23 protein-coding genes are annotated in these 22567 nt (G+C 71.6%); 9 read left to right on the forward strand and 14 right to left on the reverse strand.

What is annotated here, in order from left to right; all coding sequences use genetic code 11:
* Nucleotides 1-12: 12 nt before the first annotated feature.
* The 5 genes from AB0959_RS04805 to AB0959_RS04825 all read right to left on the reverse strand — a co-directional run bounded on the left by AB0959_RS04805 (nucleotide 13) and on the right by AB0959_RS04825 (nucleotide 5355).
* Nucleotides 13-1107 (reverse strand): BMP family ABC transporter substrate-binding protein, encoded by a 1095-nt coding sequence (locus tag AB0959_RS04805; protein ID WP_366824827.1) that lies wholly within the window; start codon nucleotides 1105-1107, stop codon nucleotides 13-15.
* A gap of 117 nt (nucleotides 1108-1224) precedes the next feature.
* Nucleotides 1225-2055, reverse strand: coding sequence for a purine-nucleoside phosphorylase (gene deoD / locus AB0959_RS04810; protein ID WP_366824828.1), 831 nt, complete (start codon nucleotides 2053-2055; stop codon nucleotides 1225-1227).
* Nucleotides 2052-2804 (reverse strand): glutamine amidotransferase, encoded by a 753-nt coding sequence (locus AB0959_RS04815; RefSeq protein WP_366824829.1) that lies wholly within the window; start codon nucleotides 2802-2804, stop codon nucleotides 2052-2054. The genes deoD and AB0959_RS04815 overlap by 4 nt, the downstream gene beginning before the upstream one ends.
* Nucleotides 2805-2912: 108 nt before the next feature.
* A complete protein-coding gene (locus AB0959_RS04820) occupies nucleotides 2913-3968 on the reverse strand; it encodes a LacI family DNA-binding transcriptional regulator (protein ID WP_366824830.1) in 1056 nt (351 codons plus the stop codon).
* The gene (locus AB0959_RS04825; protein WP_366824831.1) at nucleotides 3958-5355 is read right to left on the reverse strand and encodes an amidohydrolase; all 1398 of its coding nucleotides are present in this window, start codon (nucleotides 5353-5355) and stop codon (nucleotides 3958-3960) included. Before AB0959_RS04825 ends, AB0959_RS04820 begins: the two co-directional genes overlap by 11 nt.
* 209 nt (nucleotides 5356-5564) lie before the next feature.
* On the opposite strand from AB0959_RS04825, the gene AB0959_RS04830 reads away from it, so the two are divergent.
* Together AB0959_RS04830 and AB0959_RS04835 are read left to right on the forward strand one after the other, a co-directional pair.
* Nucleotides 5565-5897, forward strand: coding sequence for a DUF779 domain-containing protein (locus AB0959_RS04830; RefSeq protein ID WP_366824901.1), 333 nt, complete (start codon nucleotides 5565-5567; stop codon nucleotides 5895-5897).
* Nucleotides 5898-6030: 133 nt separating this feature from the next.
* Nucleotides 6031-7203 carry a phosphodiester glycosidase family protein gene (locus tag AB0959_RS04835; protein WP_366824902.1) on the forward strand — a complete coding sequence of 391 codons (1173 nt, stop codon included), beginning with the start codon at nucleotides 6031-6033 and terminating at the stop codon, nucleotides 7201-7203.
* 36 nt (nucleotides 7204-7239) lie between these two features.
* On the opposite strand, the gene AB0959_RS04840 is transcribed toward AB0959_RS04835, so the two are convergent.
* The 6 genes from AB0959_RS04840 to AB0959_RS04865 all read right to left on the reverse strand — a co-directional run bounded on the left by AB0959_RS04840 (nucleotide 7240) and on the right by AB0959_RS04865 (nucleotide 12643).
* Nucleotides 7240-7434, reverse strand: a complete 195-nt coding sequence (locus tag AB0959_RS04840) for a hypothetical protein (protein WP_366824832.1) — start codon at nucleotides 7432-7434, stop codon at nucleotides 7240-7242.
* Between the two features lie 119 nt (nucleotides 7435-7553).
* On the reverse strand, nucleotides 7554-8417 hold the full coding sequence (locus tag AB0959_RS04845; RefSeq protein ID WP_366824833.1) for a phosphatidylinositol-specific phospholipase C/glycerophosphodiester phosphodiesterase family protein: 864 nt from the start codon (nucleotides 8415-8417) through the stop codon (nucleotides 7554-7556).
* A 185-nt stretch (nucleotides 8418-8602) separates the two neighbouring features.
* Nucleotides 8603-9742: an acyl-CoA dehydrogenase family protein gene (locus tag AB0959_RS04850; RefSeq protein ID WP_366824834.1), complete on the reverse strand. Its 1140-nt coding sequence runs from the start codon at nucleotides 9740-9742 to the stop codon at nucleotides 8603-8605.
* Complete coding sequence (locus tag AB0959_RS04855; RefSeq protein ID WP_366824835.1) at nucleotides 9739-10956, reverse strand: acyl-CoA dehydrogenase family protein; 1218 nt, start codon at nucleotides 10954-10956, stop codon at nucleotides 9739-9741. The genes AB0959_RS04850 and AB0959_RS04855 overlap by 4 nt, the downstream gene beginning before the upstream one ends.
* On the reverse strand, nucleotides 10953-11930 hold the full coding sequence (locus tag AB0959_RS04860) for an NADPH:quinone oxidoreductase family protein (RefSeq protein ID WP_366824836.1): 978 nt from the start codon (nucleotides 11928-11930) through the stop codon (nucleotides 10953-10955). Before AB0959_RS04860 ends, AB0959_RS04855 begins: the two co-directional genes overlap by 4 nt.
* Nucleotides 11931-12046: 116 nt before the next feature.
* Nucleotides 12047-12643: an XRE family transcriptional regulator gene (locus AB0959_RS04865; protein ID WP_366824837.1), complete on the reverse strand. Its 597-nt coding sequence runs from the start codon at nucleotides 12641-12643 to the stop codon at nucleotides 12047-12049.
* Between the two features lie 77 nt (nucleotides 12644-12720).
* Here AB0959_RS04865 and AB0959_RS04870 point away from each other — a divergent pair, with 77 nt between their 5' ends.
* From AB0959_RS04870 to AB0959_RS04890, 5 genes are all read left to right on the forward strand, one after another.
* Complete coding sequence (locus tag AB0959_RS04870; RefSeq protein WP_366824838.1) at nucleotides 12721-13683, forward strand: NAD(P)/FAD-dependent oxidoreductase; 963 nt, start codon at nucleotides 12721-12723, stop codon at nucleotides 13681-13683.
* 66 nt (nucleotides 13684-13749) lie between these two features.
* Nucleotides 13750-15288, forward strand: a complete 1539-nt coding sequence (locus AB0959_RS04875; RefSeq protein WP_366824839.1) for an ATP-dependent DNA ligase — start codon at nucleotides 13750-13752, stop codon at nucleotides 15286-15288.
* On the forward strand, nucleotides 15285-15761 hold the full coding sequence (locus AB0959_RS04880; protein WP_366824840.1) for an NUDIX domain-containing protein: 477 nt from the start codon (nucleotides 15285-15287) through the stop codon (nucleotides 15759-15761). Before AB0959_RS04875 ends, AB0959_RS04880 begins: the two co-directional genes overlap by 4 nt.
* 66 nt (nucleotides 15762-15827) lie before the next feature.
* Complete coding sequence (locus tag AB0959_RS04885) at nucleotides 15828-17213, forward strand: NADP-dependent succinic semialdehyde dehydrogenase (RefSeq protein WP_366824841.1); 1386 nt, start codon at nucleotides 15828-15830, stop codon at nucleotides 17211-17213.
* A 25-nt stretch (nucleotides 17214-17238) separates the two neighbouring features.
* The gene (locus tag AB0959_RS04890) at nucleotides 17239-17478 is read left to right on the forward strand and encodes a DUF6213 family protein (RefSeq protein WP_366824842.1); all 240 of its coding nucleotides are present in this window, start codon (nucleotides 17239-17241) and stop codon (nucleotides 17476-17478) included.
* Between the two features lie 8 nt (nucleotides 17479-17486).
* On the opposite strand, the gene AB0959_RS04895 is transcribed toward AB0959_RS04890, so the two are convergent.
* Together AB0959_RS04895 and AB0959_RS04900 are read right to left on the reverse strand one after the other, a co-directional pair.
* On the reverse strand, nucleotides 17487-18158 hold the full coding sequence (locus AB0959_RS04895; RefSeq protein ID WP_366824843.1) for a transcriptional regulator: 672 nt from the start codon (nucleotides 18156-18158) through the stop codon (nucleotides 17487-17489).
* A 66-nt stretch (nucleotides 18159-18224) separates the two neighbouring features.
* The gene (locus tag AB0959_RS04900) at nucleotides 18225-19451 is read right to left on the reverse strand and encodes an acyl-CoA dehydrogenase family protein (RefSeq protein ID WP_366824844.1); all 1227 of its coding nucleotides are present in this window, start codon (nucleotides 19449-19451) and stop codon (nucleotides 18225-18227) included.
* A 171-nt stretch (nucleotides 19452-19622) separates the two neighbouring features.
* Between AB0959_RS04900 and AB0959_RS04905 the strand changes: the two genes are divergently transcribed.
* Nucleotides 19623-20264, forward strand: a complete 642-nt coding sequence (locus tag AB0959_RS04905; RefSeq protein ID WP_366824845.1) for a TetR family transcriptional regulator — start codon at nucleotides 19623-19625, stop codon at nucleotides 20262-20264.
* A 364-nt stretch (nucleotides 20265-20628) separates the two neighbouring features.
* Here the strand turns inward: AB0959_RS04905 and def are convergent, their stop codons facing one another.
* Nucleotides 20629-21168 carry a peptide deformylase gene (gene def, locus AB0959_RS04910; RefSeq protein WP_366824846.1) on the reverse strand — a complete coding sequence of 180 codons (540 nt, stop codon included), beginning with the start codon at nucleotides 21166-21168 and terminating at the stop codon, nucleotides 20629-20631.
* Nucleotides 21169-21315: 147 nt separating this feature from the next.
* Between def and AB0959_RS04915 the strand changes: the two genes are divergently transcribed.
* Nucleotides 21316-22554 carry a MurT ligase domain-containing protein gene (locus tag AB0959_RS04915; RefSeq protein ID WP_366824847.1) on the forward strand — a complete coding sequence of 413 codons (1239 nt, stop codon included), beginning with the start codon at nucleotides 21316-21318 and terminating at the stop codon, nucleotides 22552-22554.
* Nucleotides 22555-22567: the final 13 nt, after the last annotated feature.

Here is a 22567-nt window from a genome sequence, read left to right on the forward strand (position 1 = left end):
GGCCGCTTCCGGCTAGAGGGCGCTGGGGACCGTGACGGAACCGGACTTCACCTTGTCGGCGGCTTCCTGGAGTGCGGTACGGGTCTTCTGAGGGACCAGCTCCTTGAAGTGGGCGTCGTCCACGTAGCCCACGGCGTCGTCGGCGAGTCCTACGGTGTCGACGGCGCCGTACTTCAGGGCGTCCTTCTTGTCGGCCCGCGAAGCCTGGTAGAGGGCGTTGCCGACGTTCTTGAGGATGGAGGTGACGACGGTGTCCTTCTGGGCCTGGTCGGTGAGGGTCTGGTACTGGTCGGAGTCCACGCCGAAGGTGTAGCGCCCGGCGCTGACGGCCGACTCGAAGGTGCCGAGTCCGGAGAGCCCCGCGACCGGCCACACCAGCGCGGCGCCCTGGCCGTACATGGCGGTGGATATCTCCTTGCCCTTGGCGGGGTCGCCGAACGGCTTGTCGCCGCCGACGTATTGCACGAGCACGTCGGAGTTCTTTCCGCCGGCGTCCTTGAACCCCGCCTTGAAACCGGCGACGAAGTCGTCGATGACGGGGATCTTCACGCCCGGCATGACGCCGACCTTCTTCAGGGATTCCGCTCCCTTGAGGGCTTTATCGGCCACGAGTTTCTCGGCGAGGAATCCGGCGAGATAGCCGCCCTCGTTCTGCTTGAAGGTCACGGAGTAGACGTTCTCGCACTTGTTGGAGCACGTGCCGTTCTTGCCGGTGTAGTCGACCGGGGCGTCGAAGAGCCAGAACTTCTTGTCCGGGTATTGCGGGGCGAGTTCGCCTATGTAGTCGGTGACCTCGAAGGTGCCCGCGGCCAGGATGTCGTAGTCGTCGGCTGCTGCGGCGTCCTCGAATCCGGGCTCCCACTTGGTGCGGTCGGAGCCCAGCTCGACCACCTTGAGCTCGTAGCCGAGATCCTTCTCGGCCCTCTTCAGTCCCTCGTAGGCGGAGTCGAAGAAGGACTTGTCGCCCAGCCCTCCATTGATCACGAGTTTGATGCGCGGCTTTCCGGACGCCGCCGCTCCGGAGTTGTCGCCCCCTCCTGAACCTCCGCACGCGGTGAGCGCGAGTGCCCCCGCCACCACGAGGGCGGCGCTTCTTCCGTGTCGCATCATCGTTCTCCCGATCAGTGAGTGGCCGATCATTGTTGCTCGCCTTGGTATGCGTTGCGTTGACAGTAGGAAGTGCAAAACGTTTTGGCTATGGCGTCGGGTTTCGTTCTGATTACCTCAAGGAGGAATTCGGACATCGCCGAGGACACCGCCAAGGACATCACCGAGCAGGGCTGCCGCGGCGATGCGCACGGCCCGGTCGAAGCAGGTCTCGCGCTCGGCGGCGGAGAGGGCCTCCTCGGTCCGCAGGTGGTCGGAGGCGGTCAGCACGGCGAGCGCCTCACCGCCCTCGGCGGCGGCTGCCGCGTACAGGCCCGCCGCCTCCATCTCCACGGCGAGCGTGCCCCTGCGCTCCAGCGCGTCGAAGAGGGCGGGCCGGTCGAGGTAGAAGTGGTCGCTGGTGAACACCGGGCCGATGTGCACGGCGTCCTCGCCCTGGTGCTCCGCCGCGTCCGCCGCCGCGCGCAGCAGTCCGTAGGAAGGCGTGTGCGAGAGGGTCACGCCGTCCACGAGGACGCGGCTGACGCTGGAGTCGGTGTGCGCGGCCGAGGCGATCACCACGTCCCGCACGGCCACCGAGAGCGGGAGTGCCCCGGCCGTGCCGACGCGGACGATCCTGCGCACGCCGTAGTACCGGAAGAGTTCCGTCGCGTAGATCGACACGGACGGGATGCCCATGCCGGAGGCGAGGACCGACATCGGTTCGCCGCGGTGGGTGCCGGTGTAGCCGAGGACGCCGCGGACGTCGGTCACCAGCCGCGCGTCCGAGAGGAACGTTTCGGCGATCCGCCGGGCCCGGCGCGGGTCCCCGGGCATGAGGACGAGCGGGGCGAAGTCGCCGGGCGCGGCCGCGATGTGGGGCGTGCCGACACCGGGACCGGAGCCGGAGCCGGAGCCGGGGCCGGGATCGGGATCGGGATCGGCCACACCGATCTCCCCGGCCGTCACAGCTCCTCCCCCGCCAGCCAGCACACCAGCCGGTCCCACAGTTCCGTGTACCCGTCCCAGGCCAGGAACGGAGGCGGCGCCCAGTGCGGTGCCACATCGGAGGTGAACGCGGCGGACCTGCCCGCTCCGTGGCCGCCGACCGCGAGCAGCGGATGCCCCGCGCACTCGGCCAGCAGGGCGGCCTCCGGGCGTACGGCGACCTCGTTGAGACCGAGCAGCGCCGGCCAGGCGGCCCGCTCCAGGCCCCGTACGACCGCGTGCTCGCCCACCACCCGGGGCACGGCACCGGACGGCAGCTCCACCCGGTCGTCGCGGTCGAGCATCACCACGGGCAGCGCGGCGGCCAGCGGCGTCCGGCCCCAGCGGGCGCGGGCGTCGATGCCACTGAAGCTGAGGTAGCCGCCGATCATCAGCGCCCCGCCGCCCCGCTCCACGAAGTCCCGCACCAGCTCGGAGCGGTCGGGGGCGGGAATGGAAGCGCTGAAGGTCTCGGGCGGGAGCTGGAAGCTGTTGGCGCCGACGTCGCTGATGACCACGACGTCGTACGCGTCGAATCCGTCCGCGGAGTCCGGCACCCGCGTGGAGATCTCGTGCGAGGGCACGTACGTCACGTCGTGGCCGCGTGAGCGCAGCGCGTCGAGGAAGACGCCGCCGCCCTCGGTGTACTCCGCCGTGTGGAAGGCGTCGAAGCCCTTCTGGTGGACCGTGTACGTGAACCAGGACTCGCCGACGACGAGGACTCTGGGCATGGCGAACCGCCTTTCGAACAGGGCAGGGCAGGGCGGGAGGGCAGGGCAGGTCGGGCCGGCGTGGGCGTCCTCGGCGGTCGGAGACAGCCGGAACGGAGTGCCGGGCGGTCAGCGAGCGGCGGCCACGGTGACCGGGGCCGTGCTGCCCCGCACCTTCAGCTCGACGGGAAGCGTGTGCCGGGACGCGGGCGGGACCTCGCCCCGGGAGACGTACTGGAGGAGTTGCGCGGTGGCGGTGCGGCCCACGTCGTAGGCGGGCTGGTGGACGGTGGTCAGGGGCGGGTGGGCCAGTGAGGCGGCGCGGATGTCGTCGAAGCCGACCACCGAGATGTCGTCCGGCACCGACAGCCCGGCTTCCCGCAGGGCGGTGAGGGCGCCGAAGGCCATCAGGTCGTTGGCCGCGAACACGGCGGTGCGGTCAAGGCCGCCCTGTGCCAGAAGGTCCGCGACGAGACGGTGGCCGGAGCCCTCCTTGAAGTCGCCGACGCGCTCCACCACATCGCCCTTGAACGCCTGGACGAAGCCGTTCGCCCGGGCGACACCGCTCCTCAGGGCGCGCGGGCCGGTGAGCATCAGGGCCCGCCGGTGACCGAGCGCCCGCAGGTGCTCGCCGACCAGCCGTCCGCCCGCCTCGTGGTCGGCGGTCGCGATGAGCGCGCCCTGGAGCCCCTCGACCTCCTCGTCGGCGAGGGCGATGGGGAACTTGCCCATCAGGGCCTCCAGCCGGCGCCGGGACGGCGGTGACCCCGACGCGTACACCATGCCGTCGATGAACCGGCTGCGGATCATGCCGAGATAGCGGTCCTCGCGGTCGGCGTCGAACTCGGTGTTGCACAGGATCAGTCCGTAGCCGAGGTCGTGGGCGGCGTCCTCGGCGCCCTTGGCGAGCTCGGCGAAGAAGGTGTTGCTGATGTCGGGGATCAGCAGGCCGATCACCGAGGTGGAGCCCGCCTGGAGGCTGCGGGCCAGCGAGGCCGGGACGTAGCCCAGGCGGTTGACGACGCTGCGGACACGGGCCGCCGTGTCCTCGTTGACCGGCCGGTTGCCGCTCAGGACGTGGGAGACGGTCGTGGGGCTGACACCCGCGGCGGCTGCCACGTCCTTGATCGAGGCGGGCCGGCGGACGGGCGACTGACGGCCCACGGTGTACGACTCAGGGGGCATAGTGCTGGACCGCCGTCCCGTGGGAGGTGTCGAGGATCCGCGCCACCACCGCGTCGGCCCCGGCCAGCAGTTCGCCCTCGTCGACGGTCAGCAACTCGCCGTCCCGCATCAGGACCCGGCCGTCGACGATCACCGTGCGCACGTCGGAGGCCCGGGCGCTGTAGACCAGTGCGGCGCGCGGGTCGTGCAGCGGACGGCAGTGCGTACCGGACAGGTCGGTGAGGACGATGTCGGCCCGCATGCCCGGCTCCAGCGCGCCGATCCGGTCCTGCAGACCGAGGGCGCGGGCGCCGCCGCGCAGGGCCAGCCTCAGTGTGTCGGAGACCGTCATCCACGTGGCGTCCCGCACGGCCTGCTTCTGGGTGAGGGCGACGAGCCGGAGCGCCTCCCACATGTCGAGGGTGTTGTGACCGGCGGCGCCGTCCGTGCCGGCCGCCACGGTGACCCCGGCGGCGAGCAGTTCGCGGACCGGGGTCAGCGGGGACAGGGCGTGCTTGAGGTACACCTTGGGGCAGCAGGCCACGGCGGTGGTGTCCGCGTGCTCGGCGAGCAGCGGGAGGTCCTGCTCGACGATCCCGCAGCCGTGCGCGATGAGGGCGCCGGCGTCCAGCACGCCTGTCTCGTGCAGGACCCGGATCGGGGTGATGCCACGCCGCTCCAGGCTGGAGTGCGTCTGCTCCAGGTGCTCGGCGGCGTGGACGTGCACGCGCACCCCGAGCCGTCGGGCGTGCCCGGCCAGGGTCCGCAGGTCGGCGTCGTCGACGGTGTACGGCGCGTGCGGCCCGAGCGAGACGGTCACCCGTCCCCCGGCCGCGCCGTGCCACTCCTCGGCGAACCGCACGGTGTCCTCCAGCGCCTCCTGGCCCCGGCTGCTGAAGTGCGTGGGCGCGATGTCGGCCCGAAGCCCCGTCCCGGCGACCGCCTCGGCGATCTGCTCGGGGAAGAAGTAGTGGTCGGCGAAGGTGGTGACCCCGGAGCGGATCATCTCGGCGCAGGCGAGCCGGGCGCCGAGCCGTACGTCGGCGGGGGTGAGGTTGCTCTCCATCGGCCAGACCCGGTCGTTGAACCAGCCCTCGACCGTGACGTCCTCGGCGGCGCCGCGCATCAGCACCATCGGGCTGTGCGTGTGCGCGTTGACCAGGCCGGGGACGGCGAGCATGCCTCGCCCGTCGATCACGTCGACATCGACATCAGCGTCCGCGTCCGCATCCGCGTCCGGCTGAGCGTGGGCGGCGGCGCCGGACGGCCGTATCGCCTCGATGACGCCGTCCGCCACCACGATGTCCCGCGCCCGCAGGACCTCGCACTCACCCGTCGGCGGGACGCGCAGCACATCGCAGCCGCGCACCAGGAGGCGGCCCGCCGACGGGGTGGTTCTGTCACTCATGCGGCACAAGCTAGGCATCCAAAACGTTTTGCACAACCATCGTTTTTCGTGCGTACGGAACGGTACGGAGCCGCAACCTCGGTGCAACGTGCCAGGTGCTTGGCTGGGACCGCCGACCCGAGGAGTGATGCCCCGTGACCGACCCGGAGACCGCCCAGGAGACCTCCCCGTACACCGCCCCCGAGACCGACGCCGTCCCCCGCGTCGAGCTGACCCACGCGGCCGCCGACCTCCTGAGGTGGCTGCGTGCCGCTCACGGGCCGCTCATGTTCCACCAGTCGGGCGGCTGCTGCGACGGCAGCGCGCCCATGTGCTATCCGGAGGGCGAGTTCCGTACGGGCGGCTCGGACGTGCTGCTGGCCGAACTCGAGGTCGAGGGCGTGGACGAGCCCGTGTCGTTCTGGATGTCGCGGAACCAGTACGAGGTGTGGAGCCACACGCGGCTCATCGTCGATGTCGTCGAGGGCCGGGGCAGCGGTTTCTCCCTGGAAGCACCCGAAGGAGTGCGTTTTCTGATCCGTTCCCGAGTCGTCGGCGCATAGCCACCGTCACGGCGCCCGCGATCTGGTCCACTGCCCCTGAGTCCTGGGACAGTTGACGAGACATCAGGGGGTCGTCGTGACACGTCGGTTCGGACGGTTCAGAACAGTACTGACGGTTCTCGCGGTCTGGAACGTGCTGGTCGGTGCCGCCCTCGTGGGCGCGGCGCCGGCCAGTGCCGCGCCGGACGCCGTCACCATCGCGCCGGGAGTCGAGTACAGGGATTTCGACATCGATGCGGCGAACGGCGTGGCACACGCCCATGTGCTGAGCGTCGATCTGCGCGACCCGCACGTACAGGTGGGTCTGCTGTATCCCGGAGCGGTGGCGGCGCGGGCGACGGTCTCACGGCTCGCCACCACGGCGGGCGCCGTCGCGGGGGTCAACGGCGACTTCTTCAACATCACCGAGACCCAGCACCCGGGCGTCGAGGCCACGGGGGCGTCCGTCGGCCCGGCGATCGCTGCCGGGCACCGCCTCAAGGCCGCGGTCCCGGACGGTCAGCGCTTCGGCCCGGCCCTGCCGCCCGGCACGAACACCGAACACGTCTTCGGCGTCGGCACCGACCGCACGGCCCGCCTGGACCGGCTCGCGCTCTCCGGCTCGGCCAGCACGAAGGAGAAGGCCCTGCCCCTGCGCGGCCTCAACCAGTACGCGCTGCCCGAGGACTCCATCGGCGCGTTCACCTCGGACTGGGGCGGGGTCTCCCGGCAACGGGCCGTCTGCGGCACGGACACCGACCGTGCGGCGCCGTGCAGCACGGACACGTACGAGGTGACGGTCACCGACGGCCGTGTGGTGTCGGCGGCCGACTCGCCGGGCCGGGGGGCCATCGCGTCCGGCACGACCGTCCTGGTCGGCCGGGAGGCGGGCGCCCAGCAGTTGCGCAAGCTGTCGGTGGGCGAGCGGGTCACGGTACGGCACCGGCTCGTGGCCGCGAAGGCGCGCGTCCCGTACGCCTTCGCGATCGGCGGCTACCCGGTCCTCACCGGCGGCCGGCCGCTGCCGGGCCTCGACGCCAGGGTCTCGGCCGTGCGCACCGCCGCCGGCATCGCGAACGGCGGTCGCCGGATGCTGCTGCTCGCCCTGGACGGGGCGCCCGAGTTCCGCACGGGACTCACCATCGCCGAAGTGGCCGACATCATGCGGTACTTGGGCGCGACGGACGCTTTCAGTCTGGACGGCGGCGGTTCGACCACGCTGGTCGCGCGCGAACCGGGTGCGGCCGGCGTGTCCGTGTGGAACCACCCCAGTGGCGGCGCCGAACGCCCCGTCCCGAACGGCATCGGGGTGTTCTCCCGCCCCTGACGCACCCCGTCGACCCGGCGGGCATCACGGCCGGCGTCACGGTTTGAGGCTGCTCACGATGTCCGCCGTGGCCGTGAGCCCGTTGTGGATGGTCGGGGCCATGCTCGAACTGGCCATGCAGAAACCGAGCAGCATGCAGACCAGGGCATGCGACAGCTTCAGCGCGCCGTTGCGCAGGAACACCACCGCCAGGATCAGGAGCAGCAGTACCACCGAGATGGACACGATCATCGTCAACCTCCTCCGCCACGTCCGCTTCGCGGCGTTCGGCCGCAAGTGTGGCGTAGCGGAGGGTTCGTCCGTGCGGCTGACGTGTCCGCCGAACGTGTGGTGTCCTGCGCCCGTTTGTCCTACGGCCGCTCGTGCGCGTCCAGGAACGCTTCGAGTCCGGCGAGGTCGTCGGTGTTGAGATGGTCGACGCCGGCGGCGAGGAGTTCGCCCCACAGTGCGTCACGGGCGGCGCCCGGCGCGTCGGGAGTCGCCCAGAAGCGGACCCGCTGGCCCCGCGCGTGCGCCGTGGAGACGATTCCGCGCAGCTTCGCCCGCTCGGCGTCCGGGAACGCGCCCACACCCAGCCACGTGAAGTTCAGCGTCCAGTTGTCGCTGATGAGCGGGACGAAGGACGCGGGGGCGGAGGTGCCGAGGTCGGTGAGCCGCCCGTCGTAGAAGGCGCGGCGTACGGTCTGCGCCTCCATGGGGGTGCGGGCGGCTCGGTCGCCGGAGATGACGGCCGTGACCGGGCCCGGGTACACGCGGCCGTGCGCGTACGTCGTGAACAGGTGCCGGTAGCGCCGCAGATGACGATCGAGTTCGAGGTACGTGGACGAGCCCTCGGTCTTGATGTCGATGAGGAGCTGCAGGGGCCTCCGGTAACCCCGGTACACGGACCCCCCGTTGGCCTTCACCCGGGCCGCGAGGGGGTCGAGGTAGAGGGATTCGAGGGTGCGGGACGGGTCGAGGTCGACCGGGTCGTGGGCGACGAGGAGCTGGTCGCCGACGAGGTAGATGTCGGCCTCGACGCTTCCGAAGCGGTGGTCGAGGGCGTCGAAGAGGGGGCGCGGGTGCTCGTAGTCGTTGTGCGCGTGGGCACGCCACAGCGGTCGCGGGCCGTGCTTCCCGTCGCCCGCCCACGCGTGGGTGACGGGGAGGGCGACGGAGCCCGCGAGGGCGGCGCCGAGGGTGGTGAGGGCTCTGCGACGGGTGGTGAGGGCCATGCTCTGCCTCCCTGGTAGTGCCGTATGGGGCTCCAGCGAGTATGGAGTCCCGTACGACCCAAAGAGCAGTGCTGTGCGGGGAGTTGGCCGGACTGCCGCTGCCCGTTCACTTCGCCCGTGTGGTGCACACGAAAAAGCCCGCCCCGGGTGGGGCGGGCTTTTCTCGGGCTTCTCCCGGGTGTACGTCAGGGGGCGCGCAGGTCGACCAGTTCGGCCAGCGCCTCGCGGTGGCCGCCCGCTGTGCCGTACGCGATCGAGTCGGCCTTGGCACGCTTGAGGTACAGGTGGACGGGGTGCTCCCACGTCATGCCGATCCCGCCGTGCAACTGGAGGGCCTCCTCGGCGGCGTGGACCGCGACGGGCGCGGCGTAGGCCTGGGCGACGGCCACCGCCACGTCGGTGTCGTCGCTGCCCACGGCGAGGGCGCCTGCGGCGTTGCGTGCCGCCGCCCGCAGGCCCGCGACCTCCAGCCACAGCTGGGCGAGCCGGTGCTTGAGTGCCTGGAAGCCGCCGACGGGCCGGTTGAACTGCTTGCGCTCCTTCAGGTAGCGGACCGTCTCGGTCAGCGTCCAGTCGGCGAGGCCGAGTTGCTCGGAGGCCAGCAGTCCGGCTCCGGCGCGCAGGGCGCGTTGCACGGCGGGTTCGGCGTCGCCGAGCAGACGTCCCGGCGCCCCGTCGAGGACGACCTTCGCCAGCGGGCGGGTCAGGTCCAGGGACACCTGCGGGGTGACGGTGGCGGCGGAGGCGTCGACCGCGTACAGCCCGCCGTCGTCCGCGGGCACGAGCAGCACGCCGGCGACGGCCGCGTCCGCGATGCCGGTCAACTCCCCGTGCAGGGCGCCGTTGTCATGCCGGACGACCTTGTAGGTCCCGCCCGGCGCGACGTTCAGCGCGACGGCGAGGGCGCCGATGGTCCGTCCCGACGCCAGCTCGGCGAGCAGGTCGTCGGTCATGGGGGTCCCCCCGCTCGAGCGGAGCCGAGAGTGGGGGAAGGCCAGCAGGGCCTCGGTGGCCACGACAGCGCTCGTCAGGTACGGCACGGGGGCGACCGCTCGACCCAGTTCCTCCAGGACGACGGCGGCCTCGCGGTGCGTGGCTCCCTGGCCGCCCTGTGCCTCGGGCACCAGGAGTCCCGCGAGACCCATGCCGTCGGAGAGCGCCTTCCACAGCTCCAGGTCGTGCGGGGCGTCCGACTCGGTGCGCACGATCACGCCCGCCGCGTCGCAGTGGTCGGTGAGCAGGTCGCGGACAGCGGCGCGCAGCGCCTCCTCCTCCTCCGTGTACAGCAGATCGGGCTGCGTGCTCACAGGGCTCTCGGGGCTCATCGGGCCAGGTCCTTCCACGCGACGTCCTTGTCGGTGCGCGGCTCCGCGGGCAGGCCCAGGACGCGCTCGGCGACGATGTTCAGCAGGACCTCGCTGGTCCCGCCCTCGATGCTGTTGCCCTTGGACCGCAGATAGCGGTAGCCGGCGTCGCGGCCGGTGAAGTCCACGAGTTCGGGGCGCCGCATCGTCCAGTCGTCGTACGACAGGCCCTCCTCGCCGAGGAGTTCGACCTCCAGACCGCTGATCTCCTGGTTGAGGCGGGCGAAGGCGAGTTTCATACCGGCGCCCTCGGGGCCGGGCTGGCCCGCGACGAGCTGCTGGCGCAGGCGCTCGGCGGTGAGGCGGGAGACCTCGGCGTCGACCCAGAACTTGAGCAGCCGCTGGTGCAGGTCGTGGGTGCGCAGTTCGGGGCGTTCGCGCCAGGTCTTCGCGACCGGGCCGATCATGCCGCCCTCGCGCGGGAGCCGCATACCGCCGATGGCGACGCGTTCGTTGTTCAGCGTGGTCTGCGCGACCCGCCAGCCGTCGCCGGTCTCACCGAGGCGGCGGGAGTCCGGGATCCGTACGTCGGTGAGGAACACCTCGTTGAACTCGGCCTCGCCCGTGATCTGCCTCAGCGGCCGGACCTCGACGCCCGGGTCGGTCATGTCGCAGATGAAATAGGTGATCCCCCGGTGCTTGGGCAGGTCCGGGTCGGTGCGGGCGATGAGGATCGCCCAGCGGGCGAGGTGGGCGCTGGACGTCCACACCTTCTGGCCGTTGACGACCCAGCCTCCCCCACTCTCGGCTTCGCTCGAGCGGGAGGTGCCCCCATCCTCGCGCACGGCGCGGGTGCCGAGCGCGGCCAGGTCCGATCCGGCGCCCGGCTCGCTGAAGAGCTGGCACCAGACCTCCTCGCCGGTCCACAGGGGCCGCAGGTAGGTCCGCTTCTGCTCCTCCGTGCCGAAGCCGAGGACGGTGGGCGCGGCCATGCCGAGGCCGATGCCGATGCGGCGCGGGTCGTTGTCGGGGGCGCCCGCCGCCTCCAGCTCGGCGTCCACGACGGCCTGGAGGGAGCGCGGCGCGCCGAGGCCGCCCAGTCCCTCCGGGTAGTGCACCCAGGCCAGCCCCGCGTCGAAGCGGGCCCGCAGGAAGTCCAGGCGCTCGGTGGTGGCAGGGGGATGCGCGGCCAGCAACTCCTGGGTGCGGCGGCGCAGTTCGGCTGCGTCGGTCATGCCGCTGCCTCCTCGGTCAGGCCCGGGACCACGACGACCCGGCCGGTGGTGACTCCGTCGGCGACCCGCTGCACGGCGGCGGCCGCCCCGCCGAACGGCACGCGCTCGCTGACCAGCGGCTTGATCGCGCCCCGTGCGGCCAGCTCGGTGAGCTGCTCGTGGCAGCGCAGGACCAGCTTCGGGTTCTTGGTGTTGTACAGGCCCCAGTGCAGGCCCAGGATCGAGTAGTTCTTCACCAGGGCGTGGTTGAGCGCCGGGCTGGGGATCGAGCCGCTCGCGAAGCCGACGACCACGATCCGGCCCTCGAAGGCGACCACCTTGGTGGACTGCGTGTACGCCTCCCCGCCGACCGGGTCGTAGATCACGTCGGCGCCGCGTCCGCCGGTGGCCTCCTTCACGGCGGCGATGACGTCCTCGCTGCGGCGGTCGACGACGACGTCGCAGCCCAGCTCCCGCGCCACGGCCGCCTTGTCGGCCCCGCCGACGACACCGATGACGGTGGCGCCCGCGGCCTTGCCGAGCTGCACGGCCGCGCTGCCGACCCCTCCTGCGGCAGCGTGGACGAGCAGTGTCTCCCCGGCCTGAAGACCGGCCCGCCGGTGCAGACCGAACCAGCCCGTCTGGTAGCCGATGTGCAGGGCGGCGGCCTCGGCGTCGTCGAGCGCCTCGGGCGCGGGCAGCAAGGCAGCCGCGTCCGCGACGGCGTACTCGGCGAGTCCGCCGTACGGCAGGGCGGGGTTGGCGATGACCCGGCGCCCGTCCTCGGTCTCGCCGCAGATCTCCACGCCGGGCGTGAACGGCAGCGGAGGCCTGACCTGGTACTGCCCTCGGCACAGCAGCGCGTCCGGGAAGTTGATGTTCGCCGCGCGCACCTTCAGCAGGACCTGGCCGTCGCCGGGCGTGGGCCGCTCGACGTCCACGAGCCGCATCACCTCGCTCGGCTCGCCGTTCTCGTGCACGTGCCATGCCTGCATGGGGGGCCTCCACGGGACTGCTCTGTCTTGCCGGGGTCCTTACCGGGCTCGCATCGCATACTAAGCGGTCGCTTGCCCATCAGGGAACAGTCCGCCCATGAAGAGTCACACATCCGTCATGACCTCTTCGGCCGTGCCCGTACATGCATCCGCTCCCCCTGCGCCCCGAACAGGCTGAGGAACTCCACCGGCCCCTCCCCCGTCGACCCGAACCAGTGCGGCACCCGGGTGTCGAACTCGGCGGCCTCCCCGGCCGTGAGCACCACGTCGTGCTCGCCCAGCACGAGGCGCAGTTTCCCGGACAGTACATACAGCCACTCGTAACCCTCGTGGACCCGCGGGTCCGGTTCGAGCGTCCGCTGGGGTTCGAGCACCTTGTACGCCTGCAGCCCGCCGGGCTGGCGGGTCAGCGGCCAGTGGGTGCGGCCGTGCATCACGAGTGGCTTGGCCCGGATCCGGGGGTCCCCCACCGGTGGGGCGCCGACCAGCTCGTCCAGCGGCACCTGGTGGGCCCGGGCGATGGGCAGCAGCAGCTCCAGGCTGGGCTTGCGCAGCCCGGACTCCAGCCGGGAGAGGGTACTCACGGAGATACCGGTGACTTGGGACAGGCCGGCGAGCGTCGCACCTCGTTCCTTGCGGACGCGCCGCAGCCGGGGGCCGACCTCCGCGAGAACCTCGTCCGTGTCGTCACTCGTTCGGCTGTCGTCACTCATACGGCTATTGCAGTTTCGGCAAACGCGTTTGTCAATACCGCAGCGCTCGGGCGACTGTCTGCGTGGAGGTGGTCACCATGACCGCAAAGACGGAACGAACCGAAGAGATCGCTTACGAAGTGATCGTCATCGGCGGCGGCGCGGCCGGGCTGTCCGCCGGGCTGATCCTGGGCCGGGCCCGGCGCCGGACGCTCGTCGTCGACGCGGGCGAGCCGCGCAACGCGCCCGCCGCGCACATGCAGGGCTATCTGTCACGGGACGGCGTGCCTCCGGCGGAGTTCCTCGCCGTGGGCCGCGAGGAGGTGGCGTCGTACGGTGTCGAGCTGGTCGACGACGTGGTGCTGGACGTGACGCGCGGTGAGGACGCCGAGGGCTTCGCCGTGGAACTGGCGAGCGGCCGGACCGTACGCGCCCGGCGGCTGATCGTCGCCACCGGGCTGGCCGACGAGCTGCCGGACATCCCCGGGGTCACCGAGCGGTTCGGGCACGACGTGCTGCACTGCCCGTACTGCCACGGCTGGGAGGTCCGCGACCAGCCCTTCGGAGTGATCGCCTGCTCACCGATGAGCATCCACCAGACGCTGCTGGTCACCCAGTGGTCGAAGGACGTGACTCTGTTCCTGCACACCACGGAGGAGGCCGACGTCCCGGACGAGGACCTGCGCAGGCTGGCCGCCGCCGGTGTGGACGTGGTGCCCGGCGAGGTCGCGGAGATCGTGGTGAAGGACGACCGGCTGACCGGGGTACGGCTCGCCGACGGCAGCGTCCACGCGCGGTCGGCCGTCTTCCTCGCGCCCCGCTTCGTTCCGCGCACGGCGCTGCTGGAGCGGCTGGGTGCGGAGATGCAGGAGACCCCGTTCGGCATGGCCCCGGCGGTCGACGAGACGGGGCGCACCACGGTGCCGGGCGTGTGGGCGGCGGGCAACGCGACGCTCATGACCCAGCAGGTCGTGCACGCGGCCGGGGACGGCTACAAGGCGGCGGCCACGATCAACAACGAGCTGATCATGGAGGACATCGAGGCGTCCGTCCGGGTGTAGGGCTGCGGGACATCGGGGCCCGCCGTCCGGGTGTAGAGCGGGCGCCTCCGTTGCACCATGGAGGGCATGCTGTTCGCCCGGCTCGCCCGTGTGTCCCAGGAGGTCGCCGCCACCTCGGCGCGGTCCCGGAAGACGGCTCTGCTCGCCGAGCTGTTCCGGGACGCGGAGGCGGACGACGTGCCGATCGTCATCCCGTATCTGGCGGGCCGCCTGCCGCAGGGGCGGCTCGGCATCGGCTGGAAGCTGCTGAACCAGCACCTCGCGCCCGCCGGGACGCCCACGCTCACCGTGCGCGAGGTGGACGCCCGGCTGACGGAGATCGGTTCCGTCACCGGCACCGGCTCGCAAGGAGAACGCAAGCGCCTCGTGGGCGAGTTGCTGGCGGCGGCCACCGACGACGAGCAGCGGTTCCTGTTCGGGCTCCTCACCGGCGAGGTCCGGCAGGGCGCCCTGGACGCGGTGGCCGTCGAAGGGCTCGCGGCGGCGACCGGGGCGCCCGCCGCCGACGTACGCCGTGCCGTGATGCTCGCGGGATCGCTGCAGGCGGTGGCGCGGGCGCTGCTCGCGGAGGGCGCACCGGCCCTGGACCGGTTCCGGCTCACCGTGGGCCGTCCGGTCCTGCCGATGCTGGCGCACACCGCGTCCTCGGTGGCCGAGGGCATCGGGAAGCTCGGGCCCTGCGCGGTCGAGGAGAAGCTGGACGGCATCCGCGTCCAGGTCCACCGCGACGGCGACGCCGTACGGCTCTACACCCGCACTCTCGACGACATCACCGACCGTCTGCCTGAGCTCACCTCCGCCGCCCTGGAGCTGAAGGGCGAGCGGTTCATCCTCGACGGGGAGGTCATCGCGTTCGACGAGGCGGGGCGACCGCGTTCCTTCCAGGAGACCGCGGGGCGCGTGGGTTCCCGTATGGACGTGGCGACGGCGGCCCGCGAGGTGCCCGTCTCGCCGGTCTTCTTCGACGCGCTGTCCGTCGACGGCCAGGACCTGCTCGACCTGCCGTTCGCCGAGCGGCACGCGGAGCTGGCCCGGCTGGTGCCCGAGCCGATGCGGGTACGGCGCACGCTCGCACGGGGCCCGGACGACCTGGCCGTGGCGGAGGAGTTCCTCGCCGAGACGCTGCGGCGTGGCCACGAGGGTGTCGTGCTCAAGGCCCTCGACGCCCCCTACAGCGCGGGGCGGCGCGGTGCCTCCTGGCTGAAGGTGAAGCCGGTGCACACCCTCGACCTGGTGGTCCTGGCCGCCGAGTGGGGGCACGGCCGCCGCACGGGCAAGCTCTCCAACCTGCACCTGGGCGCCCGCAGCGCGGACGGCTCGTTCACGATGCTGGGCAAGACCTTCAAGGGCATGACCGACGCGATGCTCACCTGGCAGACCGGGCGGCTGAGGGAGCTGGCCGTCGAGGACAACGGCTGGGTCGTCACCGTACGCCCCGAACTCGTCGTGGAGATCGCCTACGACGGCCTCCAGCGCTCCACCCGCTACCCGGCCGGCGTCACGCTCCGCTTCGCCCGGGTCGTGCGCTACCGGGAGGACAAGTCCCCCGCCGAGGCCGACACCGTCGAGGCGCTGCTCGCCGCACACCCGGAGGTGACCCGGTGACGACGGCCAGGCGGAGCGCGGGCCTGCTGCTGTACCGCCGCACGGCGGACGGCCTGGAAGTGCTGCTCGGCCACATGGGCGGCCCGTTCTTCGCCCGGCGGAACAGCGGGGCGTGGACCGTGCCGAAGGGCGAGTACGAGCCCGACGAGCCGGCCTGGGACGCGGCGCGCCGCGAGTTCGAGGAGGAGCTGGGTCTTCCGCCGCCGGACGGGGAGGCCGTGGCGCTGGGTGAGGTGCGGCAGTCGGGCGGCAAGACCGTCACCGCCTGGGCCGTCGAGGCCGACCTCGATCCGGCGACGGTCGTTCCCGGGACCTTCCGGATGGAGTGGCCGCCGAAGTCGGGGCGGGTCCAGGAGTTCCCCGAGCTGGACCGGGTGGAGTGGCTCGGCCTCGACCGGGCGCGTGAGGTCATCGTCACGGCACAGACGGCGTTTCTGGACCGGCTGGCGGAGCACTCGGACAGCCCGGACTGAACCCGCGTTGCGCGACCCCCCGCCGCGCGGGAAGGTCGAAGCACAGCCAAGGTTTCAGGAGGGGCCATGCCCATCGCGACGGTGAACCCGGCGACCGGTGAGACGATCAAGACATACGACGCCCTCGGCGAGGAGGAGATAGAGCGCCGGCTCGCGACCGCCGAGAGCACCTTCCGCACGTACCGGACCACCTCCCTCGACGAGCGCGCCCGCCTTCTGCGCCGGGCCGCCGATCTCCTCGACGAGGACGCGGAGGACGTCGCCTACGCGATGACGACGGAGATGGGCAAGCCGATCAAGCAGGCCCGCGCCGAGGCCGCCAAGTGCGCGAAGGCGATGCGCTGGTACGCCGACCACGCCCCGGAGCTGCTCGCCGACGAGGAGCCCGACGCGTCCGACGTGAAGGAGTCGGGCGCCTCCCGCGTCCTGGTGCGCTACCGGCCGCTCGGCCCGGTGCTCGCGGTGATGCCGTGGAACTTCCCGCTCTGGCAGGTGATCCGGTTCGCGGCCCCCGCGCTGATGGCGGGCAACGTGGGCCTGCTCAAGCACGCCTCGAACGTGCCGCAGACCGCGCTGTACCTGGAGGACCTGTTCCGCCGGGCGGGCTTCCCGGAAGGCTGCTTCCAGACGCTGCTGATCGGCTCGCGCGAGGTCGAGCACATTCTGCGCGACCCGCGGGTGAAGGCCGCCACGCTCACCGGCAGCGAGCCGGCCGGCCGCTCGGTGGCCTCGGTCGCCGGGGACGAGGTGAAGAAGACGGTCCTGGAGCTGGGCGGCAGCGACCCGTTCGTCGTGATGACGTCGGCGGACATCGACCGGGCGGCGAAGACCGCGGTGACCGCGCGGGTCCAGAACACCGGGCAGTCCTGCATCGCCGCCAAGCGGTTCATCGTGCACACGGACGTGTTCGACGCCTTCGCCGAGCGCTTCACCGAGGGCATGAACGCGCTGAAGGTCGGCGACCCGCTGGAGGAGGACACCGACGTCGGGCCGCTCGCCGGCAAGCAGGGCCGCCACGACCTGGAGGAGCTGGTGGTGGACGCGGTGGAGAGCGGCGCCACGGTCCTGTGCGGCGGCGCGCGCGACGACGGGCCCGGCTGGTACTACCCGCCGACCGTCCTCACCGACGTGACCCCCGAGATGCGCATCCACCACGAGGAGGCCTTCGGTCCGGTCGCCACGCTGTACCGGGTCGCCGACCTGGACGAGGCGATCGCGGTCGCGAACGACTCGCCCTTCGGACTGAGCTCGAACGTGTGGACCCGTGACGAGGCCGAGGTCGACCGGTTCGTCCGCGACCTGGAGGCCGGCGGCGTGTACGTCAACGGGATGACCGTGTCCCACCCGGCCTTCCCGTTCGGCGGCGCGAAGCGGTCCGGATACGGACGTGAGCTGTCGGGACACGGGATCCGCGAGTTCTGCAACATCACCACGGTGTGGCACGGGGCGTGAGCGTTCCGCGGTTACGATCCCCTCTGTGAACCGCGAAGTGACTCTGCCTCTGATCGTCGACGACCGCGGCACGTTGCAGGTGGCGGCCGCCGACGTCAGCAAGCTGCTGCGCACGGTGGGCGGCCGGTGGCTGCACCTGGTGGAGGCCGGTGACGAAGGGCTCGACGAGGAGACGGTGGCGACCCTCACCATCGAACTCGCCAAGCTGGCCGACCGCATCGACGTGGCGTGCATCGCGCACAGCAGCGGGGGCGCGTCCGGCTAGGGCCCCGGTCAGCGTTGCTCCAGCTCCCACAGCGTGTGCCAGAACATCGTCTCGTAGGCCTGGAGCAGGCGGCCGTAGCGGTGCACCAGATCCTCGTCGATCCGTCCCGCGTCCAGTGCCGCCTGCACGGCCTCCCGCGCCCTCTGGTCCAGTTCCGGTGCGGGCTCGGCGAAGAAGTCGAAGAAGCCGCAGGCCTCGTCGGTGAAGCCGTAGTGGCGTCGCAGGGCCTCCGCGATCGTCGCGCAGTAGCCGCCCCACGCCGAGAAGTTGGCGCTCAGCGCGAGCACCACGTCGGCCGGCGCGCCGCCCAGCGCCAGCCAGGCCACGTACGCCGGATAGGCCTGGCAGCCCGGCAGCGGCTCGTACGCCGAGGCCCGTGCCTCGTCCACGCCGCATGCCTCGGCGAACGCGCCGAGCCGCTGGGCCGCCACCGCCTCGCCCTCGGCGAGCATCTCGAAGAAGGCCGCGCTCGCGGGCTCGTCCGGGGCCGACCGATCGGCCAGCTGGCGGAACGAGCGCCGGTCGGCGGCGATCACATGGCGCTGTTCGAGGGCGAGCGCGGCGAGCGTGTCACGTCCCGCCGCGCCCCGCGCGATCAGTGGCAGCAGCCGGTTGGTGCCCGGGTCCGGGGCGAGTTTTCCGGTGGTGGTGTCCAGAAGTTCCCTGGCCGTCAGCGTCATCGCGCACTCCCTCGTGGGTAGTCGGGCGACCCGTGGCCGGGGCGCGATACAGACACCCCGGCGGCGCTACCGGATGGGCATCCCCGACAGGGTCCTGGCGATCACGAGCCGCTGGATCTCACTAGTACCCTCAAAAATGGTGTAAATGGCGGCGTCCCGGTGCATTCGCTCCACCGGGTACTCCCGCGTGTACCCGTTGCCGCCCAGGATCTGAACGGCCTGCGCGGTCACCTTCTTGGCCGTCTCGCTGGCGAACAGCTTCGACATCGACCCTTCGGCCGCGGTGAAGGGCTTGCCGTTGACCGCCATCCACGACGCCCGCCACACCAGCAGCCGGGCCGCGTCGACGGCGGTCCGCATGTCCGCGAGCTGGAAGGCGACGCCCTGGTTGTCGATGATCGGCCGCCCGAACTGCTCACGGGTCTTCGCGTAGTCGAGAGCGACCTCGTAGGCGGCGCGGGCCGTGCCCACGGCCATGGCTCCCACGGCGGGGCGGGACGCCTCGAACGTGGCCATCGCCGCGTTCTTCACTCGCTCACCGCCCGCCTTGGCCCTCTCGCGGGCACGGGCCAGGCGCTCGTCGAGCTTCTCCTTGCCGCCGAGGAGGCAGGAGCCGGGGACGCGGACGTCCTCCAGGACGACCTCGGCGGTGTGCGAGGCGCGTATGCCGTGCTTCTTGAACTTCTGGCCCTGGGACAGGCCGGGCGTGTTCGGCGGGATGATGAAGGAGGCGTGGCCCTTGGAGCCGAGCTCGGAGTCGACGACCGCGACGACGACGTGGACGTTGGCGATGCCGCCGTTGGTCGCCCAGGTCTTGGTGCCGTTGAGCACCCACTCGTCCTTGGCCTCGTCGTACACGGCACGCGTACGCATCGACGCCACGTCGGAGCCGGCGTCGGGCTCGGAGGAGCAGAACGCGGCGACCTTGACGTCGTTGGCATCCCCGTACATCTGCGGGATCCAGGTGCCGATCTGCTCCTCGGTGCCGTTGGCGAGGACGCCCACCGCGGCGAGGCCGGTGCCGACGATGGACAGGGCGATGCCCGCGTCACCCCAGAACAGTTCCTCCATGGCCATGGGGATGCCGAGGCCGGTGGGGTCGAAGTACTGCTGGGCGTAGAAGTCCAGGGAGTAGATGCCGACCTTGGCGGCCTCCTGGATGACCGGCCACGGGGTCTCCTCGCGCTCGTCCCACTCGGCGGCCGCGGGGCGGATCACATCGGCGGCGAACCCGTGGAGCCAGTCCCGGACTTCCTTCTGTTCCTCATTGAGCTCCATGGTGAACTCGGCCATGACCCCTCCAGCGCTGCACTGATGTGTTACCTGCGGTAACGGTAGCCTGTTACCGACCGGTAGGAAAAGTCAACTCCCACAGCATGCTCGGCAACCCGTTCGATGTGCACGTGCCAATGAGTGTTAGTTTGCGCAGGCGTCACCAAATCAGCACGGGGTGGGGAGAAGCACATGGAGACCACACAGCGGACGGATCAGGAACGGTCCGCCGACCGTCGTCGGCGCGAGCTCCTCGAGGCCGCCGACAGAGTGGTGCTCCGCGACGGCCCGGGCGCCTCGATGAACGCCATCGCCGCGGAGGCGGGCATCACCAAGCCGATCCTGTACCGGCACTTCGGCGACAAGGGAGGACTTTACGCGGCCCTCGCCACACGCCACACGGACGCCCTCCTCGACTCGCTGCGGGCGGCGCTGGACGCCCCCGCGGAGCGCCGTGAACGGGTCGAGCAGACGCTCGACACCTATCTGGCCGCCATAGAGGCACGTCCTCAGGTGTACCGCTTCCTGATGCATCCGGCCGAGGGCGGTCAGCAGGGCGAGGGCTTCGACGTGGGCAAGCACTCCGCTCCCCTGCTGCGCCGCATGGGTGAGGAACTCGCCCAGGTCATCGGGGACCGCCTCGACCTCGGGCCCGGCGGCGAGCAGCTCGCGCGCGTGTGGGGCCACGGGATCGTCGGCATGATGCACGCGGCCGGCGACTGGTGGCTCGGCGAACGCCCCTGCTCCCGCGCCGAGTTGGTCCGCAGCCTGGCCGACCTCCTCTGGGGCCGCCTGGCAGCGGCGGGAGACAAGGTCGGCGGCCCCGGCTTCTGACCCTCGCGCACATCCCACGCCCCTGGCAACGGCCCGCCTCGCAGAGGCACGAGCGACGGCCTGTTCGCCGGGGGCGCGGGGAACCGCACGTTCGCCAAGGGCGCGGGGAACTGCGAGTTCGCCAGGGGCGCGGGGAACCGCGAGTTCGCCAGGGGCGCGGGGAACCGCGCAATCATTTTGGGCGCGGGCACGAACGCGCGCTCCAGTGGCGCGGTGAGCGGCGCGGGCTTTTAGGGGCGCGGGGAACTGCGCGACCAGCCACAACCGACCCGCAGCCCGAAACGAACAGGCACCCAACGGCGCTACCGAACCCGGACACGAACCCGCACCCGCACCCGCACCCGCACCCGCACCCGCCACACCGTCACCGCCCCCACGGTGCCCGCGCAGCCCGCCGCACCACCCTCCACCGACGCCACCCCGTGAGCCGATCCACATACACCCGGCCCTCCAGGTGATCGCACTCGTGCTGCAGACACCGCGCGAAGAAGCCGGTGCCCCGCACCCGTACGGGCTCACCGTCCACCGTGAACCCCTCGACCACGGCCTCGTCGTACCGCTCGGTCCCCGCCTCCAGCCCCGGCAACGACAGACACCCCTCGGGCCCGCGCAGCACGACCCCACCCGCCTCGACGAGCCGTGGGTTGACCACGTGCCCCACATGCCGCACCTCCTCGTCGTCCGGGCAGTCGTACACGAACACCCGCAACCGCTCGCCCACCTGATTCGCGGCGAGACCCACACCCTGCGCCGCGTACATCGTGGCGAACATGTCTTCCACGAGACTCGCCAGTTCAGGGCCGAAATCCGTGACTTCTTCACACGGTGCGTGCAGAACGGGGCCCCCGAACAGAGTCATGGGGCGCACACGCCCTCGGGCGCCGGGGATCGAGCCGTTTCGCATGGCCGCAAGGGTACGGTCCTCAACATCACACGGGCGCCGAGGTGGTGCCGCGATTCGGGCGCGCGAGTGGATCTCGATAGGCTGAGGTCCACACCATGGTGCCGAGAGGCTCGGGCGAGGCGCGCTCGCAAGGAGGATCGAGAACTGATGGCAGGCAACTCGGACCCGCTCACTCCGCGGGCCAAGATCGCCGTGACCGCGGGCAAGGCGGTCGCGGCGGCATCACGCGCCGCGGGGCGCGGGAGCGGTTCGGTGATCGGCGGCCGGGTGGCCCTCAAGCTCGACCCCGACCTCCTCGCCCGGCTCGCCCAGAACCTGGACGTGGTCCTCGTCTCGGCGACCAACGGCAAGACCACGACCACCCGCCTGATCGCGGAGGCGCTCCGCGCCGCGGGCCCGGTCGTCTCGAACGCGCTCGGCGCCAACATGCCCGCGGGCATCACCTCGGCACTGGCCGGCGGCTCCGAGGCCAGATACGGCGTCATCGAGGTGGACGAGAAGTACCTCGCGGGTGTGGCCCGCGACACCGCCCCGAAGTGCATCGCGCTGCTGAACCTCTCCCGCGACCAGCTCGACCGCGCCGCCGAGACCCGCATGCTGGCGGAGAACTGGCGTGAGGGACTGTCCGGTTCGAAGGCGGTCGTGGTCGCCAACTGCGACGACCCGCTGGTGGTCTGGGCCGCGTCCTCCTCCCCCAACGTGATCTGGGTCGCCGCCGGGCAGATGTGGAAGGACGATGCCTGGTCCTGCCCGTCCTGCGGCGGTGTGATGCAACGCCCCGGCGACGACTGGTTCTGCGGCGAGTGCGGCTTCCGCCGGCCCACGCCGAGCTGGGCGCTGTCCGGCGACCACGTCCTTGACCCGCACGGCTCCGCCTGGCCGATCCACCTCCAGCTGCCGGGCCGCGCCAACAAGGCCAACGCCGCGTCCTCGGCCGCCGTCGCCGCCGTCTTCGGCGTGCCGCCGCAGGTCGCCCTGGAGCGCATGTACCAGGTGCAGGCGGTGGCCGGACGCTACGACGTCGTGCAGTTCATGCAGCGCGACCTGCGGCTGCTGCTCGCCAAGAACCCGGCGGGCTGGCTGGAGACGTTCTCGCTGATCGACCCGCCGCCGGCCCCGGTGATCCTCTCGGTGAACGCGCGCGGCGCCGACGGCACCGACACCTCCTGGCTCTGGGACGTCGACTACACGCGCCTGACCGGGCACCCGATCTTCGTCATCGGTGACCGCAAGCTGGACCTGGCGGTGCGTCTGGAGGTCGCGAACCAGCACTTCCAGGTCTGCGAGAACCTCGACCAGGCCGTGCAGATGTGCCCGCCGGGCCGGATCGAGGTCATCGCGAACTACACCGCGTTCCAGGACCTGCGCCGCCACGTGGGCAACTGACGTACCCGCACGC

The organism is Streptomyces sp. NPDC046862 (assembly GCF_040704615.1).
Classification (GTDB): domain Bacteria; phylum Actinomycetota; class Actinomycetes; order Streptomycetales; family Streptomycetaceae; genus Streptomyces.

What these genes read in the sequence shown, in the direction of transcription:
- AB0959_RS04855 (WP_366824835.1), bottom strand. Translation starts at nt 10,956, where the DNA reads ATGACCGACGCAGCCGAACTGCGCCGCCGCACCCAGGAGTTGCTGGCC.
- AB0959_RS04815 (WP_366824829.1), bottom strand. Translation starts at nt 2,804, where the DNA reads ATGCCCAGAGTCCTCGTCGTCGGCGAGTCCTGGTTCACGTACACGGTC.
- AB0959_RS04825 (WP_366824831.1), bottom strand. Translation starts at nt 5,355, where the DNA reads ATGAGTGACAGAACCACCCCGTCGGCGGGCCGCCTCCTGGTGCGCGGC.
- AB0959_RS04860 (WP_366824836.1), bottom strand. Translation starts at nt 11,930, where the DNA reads ATGCAGGCATGGCACGTGCACGAGAACGGCGAGCCGAGCGAGGTGATG.
- AB0959_RS04900 (WP_366824844.1), bottom strand. Translation starts at nt 19,451, where the DNA reads ATGGCCGAGTTCACCATGGAGCTCAATGAGGAACAGAAGGAAGTCCGG.
- AB0959_RS04845 (WP_366824833.1), bottom strand. Translation starts at nt 8,417, where the DNA reads ATGGCCCTCACCACCCGTCGCAGAGCCCTCACCACCCTCGGCGCCGCC.
- AB0959_RS04870 (WP_366824838.1), top strand. Translation starts at nt 12,721, where the DNA reads ATGACCGCAAAGACGGAACGAACCGAAGAGATCGCTTACGAAGTGATC.
- def (WP_366824846.1), bottom strand. Translation starts at nt 21,168, where the DNA reads ATGCGAAACGGCTCGATCCCCGGCGCCCGAGGGCGTGTGCGCCCCATG.
- AB0959_RS04875 (WP_366824839.1), top strand. Translation starts at nt 13,750, where the DNA reads ATGCTGTTCGCCCGGCTCGCCCGTGTGTCCCAGGAGGTCGCCGCCACC.
- AB0959_RS04915 (WP_366824847.1), top strand. Translation starts at nt 21,316, where the DNA reads ATGGCAGGCAACTCGGACCCGCTCACTCCGCGGGCCAAGATCGCCGTG.
- AB0959_RS04840 (WP_366824832.1), bottom strand. Translation starts at nt 7,434, where the DNA reads ATGATCGTGTCCATCTCGGTGGTACTGCTGCTCCTGATCCTGGCGGTG.
- AB0959_RS04820 (WP_366824830.1), bottom strand. Translation starts at nt 3,968, where the DNA reads ATGCCCCCTGAGTCGTACACCGTGGGCCGTCAGTCGCCCGTCCGCCGG.
- AB0959_RS04850 (WP_366824834.1), bottom strand. Translation starts at nt 9,742, where the DNA reads ATGAGCCCCGAGAGCCCTGTGAGCACGCAGCCCGATCTGCTGTACACG.
- AB0959_RS04885 (WP_366824841.1), top strand. Translation starts at nt 15,828, where the DNA reads ATGCCCATCGCGACGGTGAACCCGGCGACCGGTGAGACGATCAAGACA.
- AB0959_RS04895 (WP_366824843.1), bottom strand. Translation starts at nt 18,158, where the DNA reads ATGACGCTGACGGCCAGGGAACTTCTGGACACCACCACCGGAAAACTC.
- AB0959_RS04805 (WP_366824827.1), bottom strand. Translation starts at nt 1,107, where the DNA reads ATGCGACACGGAAGAAGCGCCGCCCTCGTGGTGGCGGGGGCACTCGCG.
- AB0959_RS04865 (WP_366824837.1), bottom strand. Translation starts at nt 12,643, where the DNA reads ATGAGTGACGACAGCCGAACGAGTGACGACACGGACGAGGTTCTCGCG.
- AB0959_RS04905 (WP_366824845.1), top strand. Translation starts at nt 19,623, where the DNA reads ATGGAGACCACACAGCGGACGGATCAGGAACGGTCCGCCGACCGTCGT.